The sequence below is a fragment of the Streptomyces sp. NBC_00654 genome (assembly GCF_026341775.1).
Lineage (GTDB): Bacteria > Actinomycetota > Actinomycetes > Streptomycetales > Streptomycetaceae > Streptomyces.
This window is the reverse complement of record NZ_JAPEOB010000001.1, coordinates 4,090,900-4,110,288: the sequence shown is the minus strand read 5'-3', so window position 1 is coordinate 4,110,288 and position 19,389 is coordinate 4,090,900. Positions and strand designations below refer to the sequence as shown.

Sequence of the window (19,389 nt, the reverse complement as noted above, 5' to 3'; positions counted from 1 at the left end):
TCAGTGGTCGTCGCGCTCGGCGAGTTTTTTCGCTATGAAGGCGTCGATGGCCGCCAGCGAAGAGAAAATGTTCGCGATGAACTCCTCGTCCGTCAGCTTGAGCGAGAAATCCTTTTCGAGGGAGCTCAGGAGCTGAATGTATCCGAAGGAGTCCATCACCCCCGCCTTGAAAAGGTCGCTCTCGGCCGTCAGTTCATCGTCGAACTCCACGAGGAACTGATCCTCGATAAGAGTCTGGATATGCCGCGTTCGGTCCATGTCTCACACCCCGCTTTTCCTGAGATTGTTCCGGGCACCGGTCTTCGCGAGACTCTTCACCATCCGGAGAAGCGAGTTCCCGCCGATCTCCTCGTACTCCAGCCCGGGGTCGAGAGAAAGGAGGTGACGGATGCTGTCGGACCAGCGCACCGGTTCGACCAGCTGCCTGCCCAGCATCTGGGCGGTCGTGCCCTTCTCGTAGGGCCGTCCGCTCACATTGGAGATCACGGTCGCCCTGGGCTCCGCGAAAGTGAATTCTCCGAGAAATTTTTCGAACTCGGTGCGAACGGGTTCCATATGGCGGGAGTGGAAGGCCGCGCCGACCCGCAGCGGGGCGAAGCGGATCCCCCGCTCCTTGAGCGAGGCGTGGGCCGCGCGCAGCGCCCTGTCACTGCCGGCGATCACGACCTGGGCGTCGGTGTTGTAGGCCGCCAGGTCCACTCCCTCGACGCCGTCCGCCCTCAGCATGTCGAGCAGCTGCGGACCCGGGGTGTCCATCACCGCGCTCATCCCGCCGCCCGAGGCCGCGGCCATGAGTTCGCCGCGCTTCCTGACGATCCGCAGACCGGTCTCGAAGTCGAAGACTCCGGCCGCCAGGAGCGCGTTGTACTCCCCCAGACTGTGTCCGAGATAGCAGTCGGCAGGCCTCTCCTCATGACGCTCGCGCTCGAATGTATGCAGCGCATTGACGGTGAAGAGGGCCGGCTGCGTGCACTCCGTTCGCGAGAGCACGTCGTCCCGATTGTCGCGGCACCGCGCGACGAGGTCATAGCCCAGGACGTCGCAGGCGTATCTCGCGATGCCTGGATAGCGGCCGAAAACATCTGTACCCATGCCCCGAAACTGCGCCCCTTGCCCAGGGAAGAGAATCGCAAACACGTTGATGCCTCCAGGGTCTGCACCGGTGGTCGGCCAACACCCACTCGGCGATGTCGGTTCGGAACATGCTGCGGCACCGCCCTTGCGGCGTACTGGCTGGAATGCTGATGCCCCGGCGCGAACCCTTGTCCGGATCCTTGCCGTCCGATTGCCGTTCGCTTGCCCGTCGCATCGGCATACACGAGAATCGCATTGCCAATTCTGTGATCGTTTATTAGCCATTCATCAGCCACGATTCACGCGGAAGTACATGTCCTGCTCTAAGATCAATTGGCCGGAGAAGTCTCAAGCGTGAGAACGAATGGGGCCGAATATGTCCGTACGCCAGGCTCAGACCGCACCGCCGCTTCCGCCGCCGCCCGCCCCCTTTGGACCGGTGCTGCAGGTCCTGGGGCCCATGTCGGCCCAGTGCGGGGGACACGACCTCCCGCTCGGCCCGCCCCGGCGCCGGGCGCTTCTGGCCCTTCTGCTGATCAGGCTGGGCCGGGTCGTACCCACCACGGTCCTCATCGAGGAGCTCTGGCGGGACGACCCGCCGCAGCGGGCCGTCGCCACCCTGCAGAGCCATATCTCCCACCTGCGCCGGGCACTCGCCCCCGCGGCGGGCCCCGGCAGGTCGGCGGTACTGCGCCACCGGGCCCCCGGATATGTCCTTGAACTGACCCCGGAACAAGTGGATGTCCACCAGTTCGAGCAACTCCTTTCCGCCGGGCGCCGTTTCCTCGCCCGCCAGGATCACGCCGCCGCCCGGGACCGGCTCACCCGGGCGCTCGCCCTGTGGCGCGGCTCCCCGTACGCGGAGTTCACCGTCCACCAGCCGCTAGCCGACGAGAGCACCCGCCTGGAGCAGGTCCGGCTCACCGCGCTGGAGGCCTCCGCCGAGGCCGGACTCGTCCTGGGGAAGACCGCCGAGGTGGTCACCGAACTGGAACGCGAGGTGCGTCAGCATCCGACGCGGGAGCGCCTGGTGGGCCATCTCATGACCGCGCTGTTCCGGTCGGGCCGTCAGGCGGAGGCGCTGGAGGTGTACGAGTGGACGCGGAACTATCTGGTCGAGGAGTACGGCGTGGACACGACCGCCGAACTCCAGCAGCTCCACACCGCTCTGCTCAGGCAGGAACTCGGCGGCCACCGGGCGCTCCCCCCGGCGGGCGAGCACGTGCTGAACAGGGTCACCGCGTTCCCGCTGCCCGAACGGACGACGCTCCCGGCCGGGGCCCCACCGGTGACCGGGGTGTCCCCACCGGCGGGTGAACCCGCCGTGCGCGCCATGGAGACGCCGAAGGATCCCGGCCGTACGGCACAGACGCTGTCCCTGGTGCCCGGCCTCACCTTCGGCGAACCGGCGATGCCCCCGCAGCTGACGGGCCGCGAAAGGGAGTTGAGGCGTCTGGTCGCCGCGACATCCGGTTCGGCGACCGGCCGTGGACATCTGGCCTGTGTGTTCGGCTCCTCCGGGCTCGGCAAGACGCATCTGGTGATGGAGCTGGTCCAGCGTCTCCAGCACCTGGACGAGAACATCGAAACGATCCGGAGCAGCTGTTTCCGCGGTGAGGGAGTCCCGCCGTACTGGCTGTGGACCCAGGTGCTGCGCCGGCTGGCGGCGGCCCGGCCCGATGAGTTCCGGGCCGCCGCCGCGCCCTTCGGCTCCTCACTGGCCCCTCTCCTGCCCGGCGGACAGGGCGCGCCGCCGGGCGGGGGCGACCGTGATCCGGACAGCTCCCACGACTCCTTCCGCACCCATGACGCGCTCTGCGAAGTCCTGTTCGCGCTGGCCGCGCAGCGGCCGCTGGTCCTGCTCCTGGAGGACGTGCACTGGGCGGATGCCGTATCGCTGGACCTGCTGCGTCTGCTGAGCACCCGCCGCCAGGGGCATTCCCTCAGCATCGTGCTGACCGGCTGGGACCTGGAGGCCTGGCCCGATGCCTCACGGTTCCGGGTGATGACCGAGGTGCTCAAGGGCCCCAACGCGGACATCCTGCGGCTCGCCGGACTGGCCCGGCAGGATGTCGCCACACTGGTCGACGCGCACGCCGGGCCGGGTGTCGACGAGCGGGTCATCGACGCGCTGCACCGCCAGAGCACGGGCAGTCCCTACTTCGTCCTCCAGATGCTCTCGCTTCTCAGTGACGCCCGGGACCTGCGTGATCCGCGCGGCACCGACGAACTCCTCGGCCTCATAGTGACGTGCGCGCGCAAGGTCCTCCGCCAGGAGTTCGCCATGCTGCCGGAGCCGGTCCTGCGGCTGCTGAGGCTGTGCGCGGTCGTCGCACCCGACAGCGAACTCGAACCGCTCTGCCGTGCCACCGGCGGCAATTCGGCCGTCGCGGTCGTGGAGTCGGCGATCCGCTACGGCCTGCTCGCCCCCGACCGGCAGCGCACCGGACGGCTCCGCCTCGCTCCTCCTCAGGCGCAGGAGGTGCTCACCGCCGAGCTGACGGACGAGGAGCGCCACCAGATGCACGCCCGGTACGCCGACGCGCTGTCCTCGCACGTCCACGCGGAGAGCGCTCCGGAGGAGATCGGCCGCGTCGCCCACCACGCATGGCACGGCAAGGACGCCATGCCGGCGAAGCGGGTGCTCCCCTGGCTGCTGCGCGCCGCCGAGAACGCGGAGTCCCGCCTCGCCTCCGGGGAACGCGAGCTGTGGCTGCGCCGTGCGGTCGGGATGGCGGGATCGCTGCGCGGCGACACGGACGCCCGCGACCTGGAGCAGCGCCTCCACCTGGAGCTGGGCCGTCTGCTGGGCCAGGTCCGGGGATTCGGTGATGCCGAGGCCGAGGCGGAGATCGCCCGGGGGCACGCCCTTCTCCCGACCCCTCAGACGTCCGACGACCCGGCGGTCCTGTCGATGCTGGGGGCATCGCTCCTCGTCCGCGGGTGCTACGACGAGTCACGGCAGCTGTCCGCCCTGCTCAGGAACATCGCCGAGCGCACCGGCGGCCCGACGGCGCGGCTGGGCGCGTCGTTCGGCGAGAGTACGGCGCTCTTCGTCCGCGGCCTGTTGCCCGACGCGCTGAAGGAGCTGGAGCACGGTGTCGGGCTGGCCGACCGGCTCGCGCGTGAGGGCCGGCTGCCGGACGGCGTGTACCGCTCCGATCCCCGTGTCTACTTCCGCTGCTACGACGTCTTCGCCCGCTGGCTGCTGCAGGACCGTGCGGCGGCGGCCGAACAGCGCCGGCGCCTGCTGAGGCTGACCCAGCACGACAGCAAGCCCTGGGACCGTGCCCAGGCCCTCTATGTCGACGCGGTCGTGGCCGCCTGGGAGGGCGATGTGGAGACGGCCCGGTCCTCGGGCACCGAAGGGGTCCGGCTGGCCGTCGAGCACGGGCTGTACTACTGGAAGGCGATGCTTCACCTGCCGCTGGGCTGGGCACTCGCGCACGGCGGCAGGCGGGAGGGGATCCCCGGGATGAAGAACGCGCTGGCCGAACTGCGGCTGTCCCGGACCCACATACGTCTGCCCCTCCATCTGGGGCTGCTGGCCCAGGCCCAGCACCGTGCCGGGCAGCGGGAGGACGCGGTGGACACCCTGCGCACGATGGTCGCCGTGGTCGAGCACCGGCGGGAGTACGTGTACTTCCACTCCGCGCTGCCCGCCACGCAACTGCTCCACGAGCTCCTGGGCAAGGACACGACCGAGCCGGTGCTCCGGGAGTGAGTGGCGCCCCGGTGCCGCGAGGGAGGCCCGCCCCCACGGGACACACATCTGCCGCGCGGAGGCCAAGAGCCTCCGCACATGCGGGAAGAGGCGCCTGACCAGGTTTTCCACCCGGCAGGCGCCTTTCGCTGCGGGGCGGCCCTCATGCCCCCGGCCAGGTCACAGGTACACGGGGAGGGCCTTCAGATGCCAGTTGACGGGGTTGGTGCCACGTTCCAGGTCCTCGGGAGCGGTGGCGAGCCGCAGGCCGGGGAAGCGGCTGAACAGCGCGCTCAGGGCCCCGGCGGCCTCTTCCTGCGCGAGGTGGGCTCCGAGGCAGCGATGGGCACCGTGGCCGAATCCGAGGTGGGGTTCGCGGCCGCGGCGGTTGCGGGTGATGTCGAGGCGGTACGGGTCGGTGAAGGCGGCCGGGTCCCGGTTGGCCGCGGACACGATCGGCAGGACGGCGTCGCCGGCGTGCACCGGGGTGTTGCCGAGGGTGGTGTCGCAGGTGGCGTAGCGGGGCAGCGCGCGCACGACGGGACCGCAGTAGCGCATGAGTTCGTCGACGGCGTGCGGCATGAGGGTGAGGTCCCCGCGCAGCAGGGCGAGTTGGGCGGGATGGCTGAGAAGCGCTTCGACACCGTTGCTGATGAGGTTGACGGTGGTGATGTGCCCGGCGACGACGAGGTTGACGATGAGCGAGACCAGTTCGTCGATGCTCAGCCGGTCGTCGTGGTGGGGGCTGAGCAGGTCGGAGATGAGGTCGTCCCCGGGGTGCTCGGTATGGCTCGCGACGAGGGTGTGGGCGTCGTCGACCATGCCGGCGAGCGCGTCGCCCAGTTCCTCGCCGCAGACGCCTGCTGTCAGGGTGGTGCTGCGGGCACGCCAGCGGTCGCGGTCGGCTTCGGGGACGGCGATGAGTTCGCAGATGACGGTGATGGGCAGTGGCCGGGCGAAGTGCTCGACGAGGTCGACGGCGCCGTCCTCGGCCCGCTCGGGCAGACGGTCCAGCAGCTGGGCGGCGATGGTGTCGATCCTGGGGCGCAGGGAGGCCACGCGCCCGGGAGAGAAGGCGGCGGTGACCAGGCCGCGCAGGCGGCGGTGGTCGGCGCCGTCCGCGTCGAAGATCCCGGCGCGCAGATATCTCTCGTTGTCCGCGTGCATACCGCGGGCCTGCCAGGTCTGTTCGGTGCGGTGCGCCACCGGTGCGCCGGGGACGGCCGCGGCGTCGATCGTGAAGCGCGGGTCGCTCATGAGCGTACGGATGTCGTCGTATCGGGTGGCCACCCACATCGGGTCGACACCGCGCACGCACCCGCGCACCATCGGCCCGCGTTCGCCGATGCGCGCGTAGGTGGTGAACGGATCCCGCACCAGTTCCTGGCCGGCCAGATCGAGGGGTGCGTCTTCGAGGTCGCCGGAGTCCGGTTCGTGCACAGCCATACCAGGGATCTCCCAACAGTCGGGCCATTCTGTCGCGGCATCATCCCGCCGGAATTCGCCCCCGCGGACCCCCCGAGGGGGCGAATCCACCTGGACGAGCGCATTCGACGCAGACGGGGCATCGCCGGGTCGCCCGGGGCGCCGTGCACGCGGTGCGGGAGACGGGTTCCCCGACGCGCCGCGGGCGCCCGGTGGTACGGCCCCGCCCCGGCCGCCGGCGGCGACCGCGGACGTCATCCGGCCGGAATGCCCAGCGGCCCCCGCGTCAGCGCACCGACGACAGGCCGACGACCCCGACGACCACCGAACCGGCGAGCCGGGGAAGCGCGGACTGCGGCACCCGGGGCGTCATGGGCCGCTGGTCACGACTCCGTCGGGAGCGTGGACCGCCGCCCGTCAGGTCGGCTCCCCCGCTCATGCCGCGGGCGCGATGGTGACCTTGACGTGCTTCATGAGCGGCTGGTCGCTCTGGGTGCTGTAGTCGCACAGCGCGCACAGGACGTTCATCTCCGGCATGTATCCGGCCGCGCAGCCGCGGGGGATGTCGTAGGGCACGGCCAGACAGCCCGCGAGGGAGCGATGGCTCCCGTCCTTGGCGGTACTGGTGATGTCGACGGGCTGGAACTTCGAGATCCCGCGTTCGCGCATGTCGTCCCGGTTCATGAAGACCAGGGTGCGCAGGTTCTTGATGCCCCGGTAGCGGTCGTTGCCGGAGTAGATGGTGGTGTTCCACTGGTCGTGGGAACGCATCGTGCCCAGGGCCAGCGTCCCCGGCGCCGGGACGACGTCGGGCAGGGCGGCGGCCGAGAACTCGGCGCGGCCGGAGTGGGTGCGGAAGACCAGTTCGCGGGCGGGCTGCTTGATACGGAAGCCGAGCGGCAGCCGTACGCGGCGGTTGAAGTCCTCGAAGCCGTCGAGGACCTGGGCCATCGTGTCGCGGATGCGGTCGTAGTCCTCGATGTACCACTCCCAGGGCGTGGCACTGCCGGGCAGGGCGGCACGGGCCATGCCGGCGATGATCGCGGGCTCGGACAGCAGGTGCGGTGAGGCGGGGCGCTAGGGCGGGACAGCTCCCGGGCGCGCCGGTCACCCCGTACCGGCCGGGCCCGGCGACCCGCCGCGCCTCGTCCCTCCCCTCCTCCCCACCGTTTCCCCGCGCTTCGCCGGGCAGTCACCCCAAAGGCTCTCCCCGTGGTGAACCGGCGCCATACGATGCGCTTGCGCAGCGAGAATCGGGACCACGGGGGGGCAGCCGCGATGACCGGACGGCCGCAGGACGGCATATCCGACGCCGTGCCGCACGGAGCGTGGCACGCGCTCCCCGGCGGTGTGGAGCTGTACCACCTGCGGCCGGACGGAAGCATCGGGCTGGCGGACCGCGACGGCACGCGTGAACTCGGATCCGAGCGGGAGTTCCTCCGCTTCATCGACGACGGGCAGTTCGCCCGCTATCTGGTGGGCGACGCGGCGACCTCGCCGGAGCGCCCCTCGAACGCCACCGTCAAGCTCGGCGTCGTGGGACCGCGCAGCGCCTTCACCCCGCACGCCCACGGCGGCGAGCACTTCGTCCTCAGCCTCGGCCACGCGTCCTGCGGCCTCCACGACCGGGACCGCGGCCTGGTCACCGAGGTCCCGCTGACTCCCGGGATGCTGATACGGATCCCGGAGATGATGCCGCACTCCTTCGCGAACAGGGGCACCGATCCGCTGACCATCCTCGCGGCCAACACCGGCTACGGGATCGACCACGAGGACTACGCCATCACCGCCGGGGAGGCCGAGCGCCGCGCCGGGGGCGGCACCCCTCCGTCCGGCCGGCCGGCCGTGGCCGCCATCACCGACTACCGCGCACTCGCCGCCGCCCTGCGCGACATCGAGCGGCTCCAGCGGGACCGCGGCATCGCCGCCACCACCGTCCGTGAACGTCTGGCCGCACGACTGCGCCGGATGGCGACCGCTCTGGAGGCCCACCGGTGATCTGTCCGCACTGCGAGAAGAACCTGCTCCGCAAGGAGCGCCCCAGGAACACCTGCTCCCGCTGCAAGCGCGCCTACGCGCTCGACCCCAAGACCAACTCCCTGCAGCTGAGCGATCTGCGGGTACGCAGGGTCCTCGCCAAGGTGACGCGGGACGGCAGCATCGCGGTGGCGCCGGACCAGCTGTGGTACGCGCTCTCGCGCAAACGCCTCAAGGAGGGCACGTACGCGCCGGGGTGCGCGGGCACCTCGCTCTTCGTGGGCCTGGTGGCCGGTGTCCTCGCCGTCTTCGTCGAGGCCGTGTTCCTCGCGGTCCTCTGCGGCGTCCTGCTGCTCGTCTCCGCGGGCATCGCCTCCGCGCGGGCCGCCGGCGCGGGCCGGGGAATCCCCGTCATGAGCCGTGCGGCGTTCCGCTCGGAGGCGCTCGCACCCTGGCGGCGCGTGTACGGCGCTCTGCCGCCGGGGGTGCTCGACGACGACCGGCCCCTTCCCTCCCCGGGCGGAACGCGGCCGCTCTCCGGTGCCCCGCCCCGGGCCGTACTCCTGTGTCCCGACCGCTCCGTCCTGGCGTTCCTCGCCGCCGACGGGCTGCCCGGCCGGTACGGGATCGCGCTCGCCGAGGACCTCCGCACGGTCCACGCCCTGCCCACCCGGGGACCGGTGATCGTGCTCCATGACGCCGACGCGCACGGTGAGCTCCTCGCCGGGCGTGTCCGCGAGAGTCTGGACCGGCGCACCGTGATCGACGCCGGGCTGCCGCTGCGTTCCGTCCGCGGTCTCGACCGGGCGGTGCCCTACCGCGACCGGGGCGGCAGGCCCGACCGGGCGACCATGGCGCGGCTCGCCGCGCTCGGCGGACACAGTGCGCGGGATCTGGAGTGGCTGGGCAAGGGCTGGCGGTTCCCGCTCATCGGGATGCCCCCGGCCCGGCTGCTGGCCGTCGTCTCACGGGTCTGCGAACAGCTCACCCGCGACGCCGATCCGGAACGGCGCCGCGCCGCGTCCGTGGGCTTCATGACCTGGCCGGGCCCGGACGGGCCGGGTGGGCGGTGATCTGCCCGCGGTGCGCCGTCTCGCTCAAGCGCAAGGAGCGCGCGGGCCGTGTGTGCCCGCGCTGCCGGAAGCGCTTCGCGCTCGACCCCGCGGTCCACGGTCCGGGCATGCACGACATCCGGATCCGGGGCATCGCCGAGCGCGCCACCGATCACGGCCGGCTGGAGGTCACCCTCACCCAGCTCTGGTACCTGTCCCGTACCCGCAACTACGCCTGGGGCGCGCGGGAGCCGGAGGGCGTGCCGACGGGGCTGCGCTGGCTGGTGGCGCTGCCGGTGGCCGCCGCGCTCCTGGTGTGCGCGGTTCTGGCAGGCGGTGACCTCGCGTTCTTCGCCGGAGTCGCGGCCTTCCTGGTCCTCGTCGCCGCGTCGGTCATGCGCCATCGCCCCGGTCAGCTGCCGCGCTCGCAGGTGATCCCGTCCGAGGAGACCTTCCGCCGGCTGATGACGGGCGCCTGGTCAGCGGCGTACGGCAGCCTGCCGAGGGGCGTCTTCGACGACGCGCACCCGCTGCCCCGGCCGCGTGGCAAGGGCCGTGCCCGTACGGCGGCGCCGGTGACCCGGCCCACGTCCGTGATCCTGTGCACCGACCCGGTGGCGGCGCTCTTCCTCACGGCCAATGACCTTCCGGGCCGGCTGGGTGCCGTTCTCCTGCGCACCACCGCCCCGGAGGGAACCACGGGGCATGGCGCCCTGGTGACCGATGCCCTTGCCCGGCTCGCCGGGTACCGCACCGCGCTGCCGCTGGTGGTCCTGCACGACGCCGACCCGTCCGGAGTCCTGCTGGCACCGCTGCTCCGGGCCGCGCAGCCCGGCCGCGTCGTGGTGGACGCGGGGCTCCCCGTCTCGGCGGCCCGGGGCCGGGCCGGTGTTGTACGGCTCGCCCGGCCCTGCCGGTCCGCCGACGAGGAACAGCTCCGCACGGTCGCGGGTCTGTCCGGGGCGGACACCGCGTGGCTCATCGACGGGTTCTGGAGCCCGGTCGCCGCCGTGCCGCCGCGCCTTCTCGAATCGGTCGTCGTACGGGCGGTGGAACGGGCTCTGGCCGCCGATCCACCCGGTCCCCGGACCGCGGACACCAGCGGCTTCCTCAGCTGGCCCCAGGTGCCGCGCCCCTCCCGGGAGCGGGGCACCGGCCGGCCCGGCCGCGGCACATCCAGGAACGAAAGGCCCAGCTCCGCATGACTCCGCGACGCCCCCAGGCTCCCGGAGGCGCGGCCTCCGCGGCCCCGGCTCCCCGTACCGGCCGCCGGCCCGGACTCCGTCTCCTCGATCTCGCCATCACCGGGGCCGCCGCCCGCGCCGCGGGCCCCGGCGGCATCAGGTTCACGGAACGGCAGCTCTACTACGAGACATGCCGCGTCCTGAGCCCGGCCGCGGCCCTGCTCACCCGTGTCCCGCGTACGACGTCCCCGACCCTGCGGCTGCCGGCGTTCACCCGCGCCCTGGAGGCGCGCGGCAGGGAGACCGTCGCGGGCCTGCTCCCGCCGGTCCCGGCCGCGCCGCCGGTACTCCCCCGGCCCCCGGCCGCGCCGGGTACCGGTGAACCCGACCTGTACGCCTACGGGTTGCCCCGCGTTCTGGTCTGCCAGGACCGTTCGATCGCCCGGATGCTGCTGGCCAACCACGTGCACCTGGAGGCGGCGTGCCTCGTTCTCGCGGCGGCCGACGCGCTTCCGCTCGCCCCGCATCTGCGCACGGCTCTGGAGCGGGCCGAGGGCGCGACGGTGCATGTCCTGCACGACGCGAGCCCGCGGGGCATCGGCCTTCCGGCACGGATCAGGGCCGCGCTCGGTCCCGTCCCCGGCGTCCGCGTCTCCTCGATCGGCCTCGTGCCCCGGCACGCGGCCGCCCTGCGGCTTCCCACCGGGCGCGGACCGGCACCGGCTGCGCCGTGCGGGCCCTGGCCACCGGCGCTGCGGCCCCAGGAGGCCGCGTGGCTGGCACGGGGCCGCTTCGCGCAGGTCGCGGCCGTGCCGGCACCCCGCCTGGTGCGTACGGTGCTGCGCCTCACGCGGGGACCGCGACCGCCCCGGAATTCCCTGTGGACGGACCTGCGGGGGCTGCGTACCACGGGCTTTCTGACCTGGCCCGCCTCATGAACCGCCGCTCCTCCCGCCCGTGAACCGCGGGCGCCCCGTTCCGGCGAGCCCCGAATCCCGCGTCCACGACCGCCCCGCAGACCCGAGGAACACATGATGATCCGGCCTCAAGAGATCGGCTACTCCGACGAACTGCTCGCCGACGGCAGCGTCCACCGGCGCTACGAGGACGGGCGCGAGGAGTGGCGTCACCGCGAGCGGTCCCACCGTCACCTCGTGCGCTGGCACGACAACCGGAACGCCTCGGGCACCGACGAACTGCTCGGCGACCGCATCATCAAACGCACCCTCGCCGACGGGACGGTGACGTACGCCAGGGACATCGGGTACGGCCGCACCCTGTGGGGGCGCGGTGAGACGGTGATGGTCAACCGGACGTCGTTCGGCGGGAGGACGGGCGCCATGCTCGCGGGCCTGGGTGTGGCGGGGCTCGCCATCACCGCCGCCCAGCTGCCGCCGCTGAGCATGAGCCCGCAGGAGGAGGAAGCGCTCCGCCAGCAGCAGGCGCAGAGCCAGTCGTCCTCGGGGGACTCGGGCGGGGACGCGGGCGGAGGCGGGAGCGGCGATTTGGGGGACGGCGGGTCCCACGACTGGGATGCGGGCTGGAACGACGGCGAGGACGCCTGGAGCGACGACGACTTCGGCTGAGCCTTGACGCGTCGCGACACCGGAGGCCGCGGCGACACCGGAGGCCGCAGGACAGCGGGCTGCGGGCAGCGGGCAGCGCTACGGAACAGGAACACCGAGGAAAGGAGCCGTCCATGGCTCGTCTGTGTGTCAGTCTGGCCCCGACGACCGGGCAGGCCCGGACGCACACCGAGGCGATGGGTGCGGCAGGGGACGGCCGGGACCCCGTGGACGTACCGGGGGCCGATCTCGGACTGATCTCCGGCGAACCCGGCCGTGCGGAGGGCCCGTTCACCGCGTACGGTCTGACGGCGGCCGGCGAGGTCACCCTCCACAACCGCCCGGACCTCCTGGCCGCGCTGCACGCGGAGGGGACTCCCGTACCCGCCCGGTGCTCCGACGGCGAACTCCTGCTGCGCTGCTGGGCGCGGCTCGGCGAAGCGGGTCTGGCGCTCGCCGAAGGCATGTTCGTCCTGGCGGTGCTGGACGGTACGGACCTGATCGTGATCCGCGACCAGGTGGGCGCGAGGACGGTCTTCTACGCCCGCGCCGAGGGCGCCTGGGCGGCCTCCACCTCGCTCCGGGCGCTGCGCCGTTGGCCCGCGCTCGGCACGTCGGTGAATCTGTCCGCGGTGCGTTCGTTCCTCACGTTCGCCTATCTGCCGGGCGAGGAGACGCTCCTGACAGGTGTCCGGGAGGTCCTGCCCGGCCGGGTGCTGCGGCTGGGCCGGGACGGCACGGCCGTCGAGACGGTGTACTGGGAACCCCGCGAGGAGCTCGCGGAGCCGGCGCCGCGGGATCCGGCGGGGCATGTCCTGGCCCTGCGGTCGCTCCTGGAGCGGGCGACGGCCGACAGGCTCCCGCGGGCCGAGCCGGCGGCGGTCCTTCTCTCCGGCGGGATCGACAGCTCCCTCGTAACCGCGCTGGCGGCGAAGCTCCACAGCCATCCGGTGCATACGTACTCCATCAGCTTCGGCGACGAACTCCCCAACGAACTGGGCTACTCGGGCCTGGTGGCCGCCCACTGCCACACCCGCCACCGGGTGCTGAACGTGTCCGGGGACACGGTCGCCTCACGGCTCGCGGAGGCGGCCGCGCTCCTGGACAGTCCGGTGGGCGATCCCCTGACGGTCCCGAACCTGCTGCTCGCGGAGGCCGTGGCGGCCGACGGCGCCTCGGTGGTGCTCAACGGCGAGGGCGGCGACCCCGTGTTCGGCGGTCCGAAGAACCTCCCGATGCTGGTGCAGGAGATGCACCGCGAACCCGGGGCCCCCTGGGACGAGGACCGGGCGACGGCCTATCTGCGCTCGTACCGCAAGTGCTGGACGGACCTCCCGGTGCTGCTGACCGCGGGGACACTGGACGCGTTGCGCGACGCCCCGGCCCCCCAGCGGTTCGTCGAGCCGTATCTGACCCCGGGGGCGGGCGGCCCGCACCGGATGGGTCATCTGCTCAACCAGCTGCTGCACTGCAATCTGCGGACCAAGGGCGCGCATCACATCCTGACCAAGGTGGAGCGCCTGACGGCCTCCCGGGGCATCGAGGGCCGGGCGCCGCTGTTCGACCGCCGGGTGATCGACCACGCCTTCGCGACGCCGCCGGCGTACAAGCTCCGTGGCTCGACGGAGAAGTGGATCCTCAAGGAGGCCGTCCGCGACCTCCTCCCGGACACCGTCGTGGACCGCCCGAAGAGCGGGATGCGCGTGCCGGTGCAGCAGTGGCTGACGGGGCCGCTGCGCGAGCTGGGCAACGATCTGCTGCTCAGCCGGCAGTCCGCCCGCCGCGGACTGTTCCGCCCCGACACGATCCGTACGTGGATGAAGGGCGAGGGCACGCTCCTGCCCCGTCAGGGCGGCAAGCTCTGGCTGGTGCTCACGCTGGAACTGTGGCTGCGGTCGTACGAGTTGTGAAGGACGAGCGGCAGGAAGCGACGAGCGGAGCAGCGATGAACACCGGACTCACCGACCCTCGCACGGGACGCCCGCGCGGCACCGCCCCCCTCTCGCGCGGGCCCGAGGTGGCCGCGGCCGTGGCGGCGGCCCGCACGGCGCTCGGCGCGTGGAGCGCCCTGACACCCAGGGACCGGGCGCGGCGCCTGGAGCGGCTGGCGGTGCTGATCGAGGACGGGGCGGCGCGGTACGCGGCGCTGGAGCGGGCCGGGACGGGCAAACCGGTCGCGGAGAGTGCGGGCGAGGTCGAACAGGTGGCGGACCTGTTCCGCTTCTACGCGACGGCGGCCCGGACCTCGACGGCCCCCGCGGCGGGGCGGCTGGTGGCCGGGCACGAGAGCTGGGTGCGCTGGGAGCCGATGGGCGTGGTCGGGGTGATCGTCCCGTGGAACTATCCGCTGCTGATGGCCGCCTGGCGCTGCGCCCCGGCACTCGCCGCGGGCAACACGGTGGTGGTGAAGCCGGCGGAGAGCACCCCCGACTCGCTGCGCCTGCTGGCGGAACATGCCGCGCGGGCGCTGGGCGAGGGCGTGGTGCAGTGTCTTCCGGGTGACCGGCGCACCGGCCGGCTGCTGGTCGAATCCCCGGTGGACATGGTCGCGTTCACGGGCAGCGGCCGGGCGGGCCTGGATGTGGCGGCACGGGCGGGGACGCGCCGGATCAGCCTGGAGCTGGGCGGCAACGCTCCGGCCGTCGTGCTTCCGGACGCCCCGGCGGACACCTACGACTCGCTCGCGGCGGCGGCCACGTACAACGCGGGGCAGAGCTGCGCCGCGCCGGCCCGGGTGATCACGCTGACGGAGAACTACGAGCCGACGGTGGCCGGGCTGGCGGAGGCGATGGGCGCCCGGCTGGCGGGCCGCGACTTCGGCCCGCTGAACAACCCGGACCAGGTGGCGCGGTACGACGCCCTCGTCGCCTCGTCGTCCGCGGGGCGTCGCCTGCCCGCGGCGCTTGCCGTGCCGCCGGGCGAGGAGCGGGGCCACTGGCGTCCGGCCCTCGTGCTGGCCGATCTCCCGGACGACGACCCGACGGTCACCGAGGAGGTCTTCGGCCCGCTCCTCACGGTCCAGCACGCGGACACGGTGGAGGCGGCCCTCGGCCTGGCCAACAGCGTCCCGCAGGCCCTGGCGGCCAGTGTCTGGACGAACGGTCTCGGTACGGGGCTCGATCTCGCCGCGCGCCTCGACGCGGGCGAGGCCTGGCTCAACTGTCATCTGGTGCAGACCGCGGAGCTTCCGCACGGCGGGCGCGGCGCGTCCGGCCACGGCACGGACCTGAGCGCGCTGGCGCTCCAGGAGTACCAGCGGCCCAAGACGGTGACGGTACGGCTGTCGCCCGGCGTGCGCGAGGGCTGAGGCCCGGCACCGTCGCTGTACCGCCCAGGTCCGGCACCGGCACCGGACCGCACCGTTCCGGCTGCCGGGCCGCCGCTCCGCCGCCTCCGCGCCACCGGCTCCGACCTGCCCGTTCACGGAGCGGAGGCGAATTCGCGGCAAACCCTTGACACCCGTGGACCGTGCACGCATCCTTTCGCCAGAAATCGCAACGCCGTTGCGTTTTCCGCACCGATACGGATGATGTGAACAGGAGGCCGGCCCATGGCGGAGCACGGCACGGACACCGCCCCGGCCGGAGCGGGGCCCCAGGCCCCCGGGGTCCTCCAGACCGTGGACCGGGCCCTGCTCGTCCTGCTCACCTTCACCGAGCAACGGCCCGAGTGGGGCGTCAGCGAGCTGGCCCGTCACCACGGCTGGGACAAGGCGGTCGTCCAGCGGCTGCTCACCACCCTGACCGCGCGCGCCTTCCTCGTCTGCGACGACCGCACGCGGCGCTACCGCCCGGGGCCCGCGCTCTCCCGCCTGGCGAGGGTGAGCGAGCACAGCGGAGTACTCTCCTCGCTGGCCCGGCCGGTGCTCGCGCGGCTGCTCCGCGAGACCGGGGAGAGCATCGTCCTCAATGTCCCGCACGGCGGCAGCTACCGCTGCGAAGCCGCTGTCGACGGTACCGGACCGGTGCGCTACACGGCGATCATCGGCGCTGTCATGCCCGGCCACGCCGGGGCCTCCGGACACACCATCTTCGCGTACCACCCCGAGCGCGAGATCCGGCAGATGTTCGGCCCCACCGGGCTGACCCGCTTCAACGACCGCACCATCACCGACCTGGACGCCCTGCTCAGCTGCTACGCACGGGTCCGCGCCGACGGATACAGCATCAGCCACGGCGAGTACGACGAAGCCGTGACCGCGGTCTCCGCACCCGTCTTCCAGGGCGACGGTGTCCCCGCCTCCCTGACGGTCATCGGCCCCTCCCACCGGGTGGACCGGGCCGCCGGGACACTCGTGACGCTGGTACGCGCCGGAGCGGCGGAGATCACCGCCGCGCTCGGCGGCTGAAACGGCAGACATCCGCGCAGGCCCTCCCACCGCCCCGGCACCTCACCCCAGCAGCACGCCCTCACCGCTCCACGCGCGGCCTCCCCGCGTCGACGGTGCGCCCGGCCCTGCCCGCGCGCACCCACCGGCGAGACCGACCCGCCCCGAACGATCTCCCCTGCCACGCTCACCGAAGGGGGTGCCCCATGGCGCACCATGTCTCCGCCCCGCACCCTGTCCCACCGCCGGGCCCCGACACCGACGACACCCGGGCGCACCCGCGCGTCCTGGAACCCGTGATGCTGGTGATCCTGGTGGTGCTCGCCGCCGTCGGCGCCGTCATCGGCATCGATCTGGTCTCCAAGCTAGGCATCTCGGCCAACACCTCGGTGGTCGGCGCCCTCGTCGCCATGCTGATCGGCCGCATCCCGCTGGGCTTCCTGCGCCGGATGCGCTCCGTGCACCGGCAGAACCTCGCCCAGAGCGCCATCTCCGCCGCCACCTTCGCCTCCGCGAACGCGCTGCTGACCTCGGTGGCCGTCCCGTACGTCTTCGGGCGCACCGACCTGGTCTGGCCGATGCTCGCGGGAGCCTTCATCGGCCTGCTCGTGGACGCCTGGGTGCTCTACCGCGCCTTCGGCTCCCGGCTGCTGCCGGCCGACGCGGCCTGGCCGCCCGGCACGGCCGCCGCCGAGACCATCAAGGCCGGCGACCGGGGCGGCCGACGCGCCCTCATCCTCGCCGGTGGCACCGCTGCCGGCCTGGCCGGAACCCTTCTCAGCCTGCCGCTCTCCGCAGCCGGCGTCGCCTTCCTGGGCAATGTCTGGGCGCTGATGATGTTCGGTATCGGCCTGATGCTGCGCCAGTACAGTCCCGATGTCTTCCACACCGATCTGGGCGCCGGGTTCATTCCGCACGGTGTCATGGTCGGCGCCGGAATCGTGGCCCTGGGCCAGGCCGTCGTTCTGCTGATCGGCCGTCGCGAGCGCAAACGGAAGTCGGGCGCCGAGAGGGCACGGAGCGCACCGGACCCGGCACCGGCCCCCGCGCAGGACCCGACCGTCGCGTACACCGTGGACGAGCGCGCCCTGCGGCTCTCCCTCATCCGCGGCTACGCGCTGTTCACCGCGGGTGCGGTGGTCCTCGCCGTGCTCGGCGGGCTGATCGGCGAGATGAGCCCGCTCGGCATCGTCGGCTGGGTGCTGTTCGCCGCGTTCGCCGCCCTGGTGCACGAGCTGATCGTCGGTCTCGCCGCGATGCAGTCCGGCTGGTTCCCGTCCTTCGCCGTCACCCTGATCTTCCTCATTCTCGGGCTGGCCATCGGCATCCCGTCCGTACCGCTCGCCCTCCTGGTGGGATATGTCTCCGCGACCGGACCTGCCTTCGCCGACATGGGGTACGACCTCAAGGCGGGCTGGCTGCTGCGCCGCGAGCACCGCCCCTGGGACCCGTACGAACGCGAAGGACGCCGCCAGCAGTTCCTGGCCGCCCTGATCGGATTCGGCGTGGCGCTGGTCGTCGTCGCCCTCGCCTGGCGCTCCTACTTCGGACAGGGCCTCATCCCACCGGTCGCCAAGGTGTACGCCGACACCATCAGGAGCGGGCTCAGCGACCCGGACGCGGTGCGCACCATGCTGCTCTGGGCCGTCCCCGGCGCGGCCATCCAACTGCTGGGCGGCACGCGCAGGCAGATGGGCGTCATGCTCGCCACCGGTCTTCTCATCCTCACCCCGCAGGCCTGCTGGCTGGTCCTCGGCGCCCTCGCGGTCCGGGTCGGCTACCGCAGGCTGCGCGGTCCCGCCGCCGACGAGGAACTGAACCTGGTCGGCGCCGGACTGATCGCGGGCAGTTCGCTCGGTGACTCGGCCCAGATCCTCAAGGCCTGACCGGCCAGCCGCCCGGACTCCGGTCCGGACGAACCGCCCCCTTCACCGCACCACCGCTCCACACCAGTACGACCCGCACGGCAAGGAGAACCCTCCATGGACATGTACAGCAGGCTCGAACCGCGCCCCGAGTACCTCAGCTTCGAACTCGCCCTGGCCGCCCGCAAGCTCGTCGAGGAGGTCATGCTCGTCAAGCGCGGCGAGCACGTCGTCCTCACCGGCGACACCAGCAGCGACCGCCGGGTGATCGAGGCCACCGCACAGGCCGTCGCCGCCGCCGGGGCACACCCCGTCGTCGTCTGGTACGAGACGCTGCCCGGCGCCTCCATGGAACCGCCCCGCCCCGTGGCCGGTGCCATAGCCGACGCCGATGTGTGGATCGAGTTCGCCGTCTCGTACCTGATGCACTCCGACGCCTTCCGCGCCGCCATGGCGGCGGGCTGCCGCTACACCAATCTCACCGCGATGGATGTCCAGATGCTGGTCGCCACCGTGGGGCGCCCCGACTTCCAGGGCGTCATCCGTCTCGGCAAGGCCCTCGTGGCACTGCTGGAGGCGGCGGACGAGGTCCGCATCACCTCCGCCAACGGCACCGACCTGGTGGGCCGCAATGGCGACCGGCCGATCAACCTGCGGGGCAAGCCCGCGGAGAAGCCCGGCGAGACGGTCATGCTCTCCGGCCAGATCTCGTGGAACCCGCTGGAGGAGACCCAGGACGGCGTCCTCGTCTTCGACGGGGCCCTGTGGCCGCCGGACGAGATCGGTCTGCTGCGCTCCCCGGTCCGCTGCACCGTGGAGAAGGGCGTCGTCACCAGGATCGAGGGCGGCGCCGACGCGGACACCTTCCGCCGCTGGATGGAGTCCTTCGACGACCCGAACATGTTCCGCGTCGCGCACTGGTCGCTCGGCTTCAACCCGGGTGTGCTCGCGCCGACCGGCCGCATCGTCGAGGACGAGCGCGTCTTCGGCTGCGTCGAGCTCGGCATCGGCACCAAGGGGGCCTGGATCGGCGGCGAACCGTGGGTGGCCGCCGCACACACCGACGGCAGTGTGCTGGGCCCGTCCATCTACCTGGACGGCGTCGCCATCGAGGAGAACGGGCGCTATGTGCACCCGGAGCTGGTCGCGATCTGCCGCGAGCTCGGAGTGGCAGGGTACTGAGGGGGTCCGCGAGGTCCCGCCGTCCGTGAAACCGT

14 protein-coding genes and 1 pseudogene are annotated in these 19,389 nt (G+C 72.5%); 11 read left to right on the top strand and 4 right to left on the bottom strand.

What is annotated here, in order from left to right; genetic code table 11:
- Entirely contained in the window at positions 1-258 is a 258-nt protein-coding gene (locus tag OHA98_RS17560) for an acyl carrier protein (RefSeq protein WP_266926867.1), read from the bottom strand.
- Positions 259-261: 3 nt separating this feature from the next.
- The gene (locus tag OHA98_RS17555) at positions 262-1,137 is read right to left on the bottom strand and encodes an ACP S-malonyltransferase (protein WP_266926865.1); all 876 of its coding nucleotides are present in this window, start codon (positions 1,135-1,137) and stop codon (positions 262-264) included.
- Between the two features lie 376 nt (positions 1,138-1,513).
- On the opposite strand from OHA98_RS17555, the gene OHA98_RS17550 reads away from it, so the two are divergent.
- Positions 1,514-4,798, top strand: a complete 3,285-nt coding sequence (locus OHA98_RS17550) for a BTAD domain-containing putative transcriptional regulator (RefSeq protein WP_266926863.1) — start codon at positions 1,514-1,516, stop codon at positions 4,796-4,798.
- Between the two features lie 159 nt (positions 4,799-4,957).
- On the opposite strand, the gene OHA98_RS17545 is transcribed toward OHA98_RS17550, so the two are convergent.
- Both OHA98_RS17545 and OHA98_RS17540 read right to left on the bottom strand, forming a co-directional pair.
- A complete protein-coding gene (locus OHA98_RS17545) occupies positions 4,958-6,223 on the bottom strand; it encodes a cytochrome P450 (RefSeq protein WP_266926862.1) in 1,266 nt (421 codons plus the stop codon).
- 414 nt (positions 6,224-6,637) lie between these two features.
- Positions 6,638-7,279: pseudogene (locus OHA98_RS17540) on the bottom strand (molybdopterin dinucleotide binding domain-containing protein); the annotation flags it as partial.
- Positions 7,280-7,441: 162 nt separating this feature from the next.
- Here OHA98_RS17540 and OHA98_RS17535 point away from each other — a divergent pair.
- The 10 genes from OHA98_RS17535 to OHA98_RS17490 all read left to right on the top strand — a co-directional run bounded on the left by OHA98_RS17535 (position 7,442) and on the right by OHA98_RS17490 (position 19,354).
- Positions 7,442-8,200 carry a cupin domain-containing protein gene (locus OHA98_RS17535; protein ID WP_266926860.1) on the top strand — a complete coding sequence of 253 codons (759 nt, stop codon included), beginning with the start codon at positions 7,442-7,444 and terminating at the stop codon, positions 8,198-8,200.
- Positions 8,197-9,252, top strand: a complete 1,056-nt coding sequence (locus OHA98_RS17530; protein WP_266926858.1) for a hypothetical protein — start codon at positions 8,197-8,199, stop codon at positions 9,250-9,252. The genes OHA98_RS17535 and OHA98_RS17530 overlap by 4 nt, the downstream gene beginning before the upstream one ends.
- Positions 9,253-9,359: 107 nt before the next feature.
- Positions 9,360-10,436, top strand: a complete 1,077-nt coding sequence (locus tag OHA98_RS17525; RefSeq protein WP_266926856.1) for a hypothetical protein — start codon at positions 9,360-9,362, stop codon at positions 10,434-10,436.
- Entirely contained in the window at positions 10,433-11,353 is a 921-nt protein-coding gene (locus tag OHA98_RS17520) for a hypothetical protein (RefSeq protein ID WP_266926854.1), read from the top strand. Before OHA98_RS17525 ends, OHA98_RS17520 begins: the two co-directional genes overlap by 4 nt.
- Before the next feature lie 96 nt (positions 11,354-11,449).
- The gene (locus OHA98_RS17515; RefSeq protein ID WP_266926852.1) at positions 11,450-12,001 is read left to right on the top strand and encodes a hypothetical protein; all 552 of its coding nucleotides are present in this window, start codon (positions 11,450-11,452) and stop codon (positions 11,999-12,001) included.
- Between the two features lie 113 nt (positions 12,002-12,114).
- Positions 12,115-13,890, top strand: a complete 1,776-nt coding sequence (locus OHA98_RS17510; protein ID WP_266926850.1) for an asparagine synthetase B — start codon at positions 12,115-12,117, stop codon at positions 13,888-13,890.
- Positions 13,866-15,287: an aldehyde dehydrogenase family protein gene (locus OHA98_RS17505; RefSeq protein ID WP_266926848.1), complete on the top strand. Its 1,422-nt coding sequence runs from the start codon at positions 13,866-13,868 to the stop codon at positions 15,285-15,287. The genes OHA98_RS17510 and OHA98_RS17505 overlap by 25 nt, the downstream gene beginning before the upstream one ends.
- A gap of 243 nt (positions 15,288-15,530) precedes the next feature.
- A complete protein-coding gene (locus OHA98_RS17500; protein ID WP_266926846.1) occupies positions 15,531-16,328 on the top strand; it encodes an IclR family transcriptional regulator in 798 nt (265 codons plus the stop codon).
- Between the two features lie 185 nt (positions 16,329-16,513).
- The gene (locus OHA98_RS17495; protein WP_266926844.1) at positions 16,514-18,193 is read left to right on the top strand and encodes an OPT/YSL family transporter; all 1,680 of its coding nucleotides are present in this window, start codon (positions 16,514-16,516) and stop codon (positions 18,191-18,193) included.
- 96 nt (positions 18,194-18,289) lie between these two features.
- Positions 18,290-19,354 (top strand): hypothetical protein, encoded by a 1,065-nt coding sequence (locus OHA98_RS17490; protein WP_266926842.1) that lies wholly within the window; start codon positions 18,290-18,292, stop codon positions 19,352-19,354.
- Positions 19,355-19,389 lie beyond the last annotated feature (35 nt).

Bases quoted from the DNA above. Each gene is read 5' to 3' on its own strand.
- OHA98_RS17545 (WP_266926862.1), bottom strand. From the start codon at position 6,223: ATGGCTGTGCACGAACCGGACTCCGGCGACCTCGAAGACGCACCCCTC.
- OHA98_RS17560 (WP_266926867.1), bottom strand. From the start codon at position 258: ATGGACCGAACGCGGCATATCCAGACTCTTATCGAGGATCAGTTCCTC.
- OHA98_RS17525 (WP_266926856.1), top strand. From the start codon at position 9,360: ATGCACGACATCCGGATCCGGGGCATCGCCGAGCGCGCCACCGATCAC.
- OHA98_RS17490 (WP_266926842.1), top strand. From the start codon at position 18,290: ATGGACATGTACAGCAGGCTCGAACCGCGCCCCGAGTACCTCAGCTTC.
- OHA98_RS17520 (WP_266926854.1), top strand. From the start codon at position 10,433: ATGACTCCGCGACGCCCCCAGGCTCCCGGAGGCGCGGCCTCCGCGGCC.
- OHA98_RS17500 (WP_266926846.1), top strand. From the start codon at position 15,531: ATGGCGGAGCACGGCACGGACACCGCCCCGGCCGGAGCGGGGCCCCAG.
- OHA98_RS17515 (WP_266926852.1), top strand. From the start codon at position 11,450: ATGATCCGGCCTCAAGAGATCGGCTACTCCGACGAACTGCTCGCCGAC.
- OHA98_RS17510 (WP_266926850.1), top strand. From the start codon at position 12,115: ATGGCTCGTCTGTGTGTCAGTCTGGCCCCGACGACCGGGCAGGCCCGG.
- OHA98_RS17495 (WP_266926844.1), top strand. From the start codon at position 16,514: ATGGCGCACCATGTCTCCGCCCCGCACCCTGTCCCACCGCCGGGCCCC.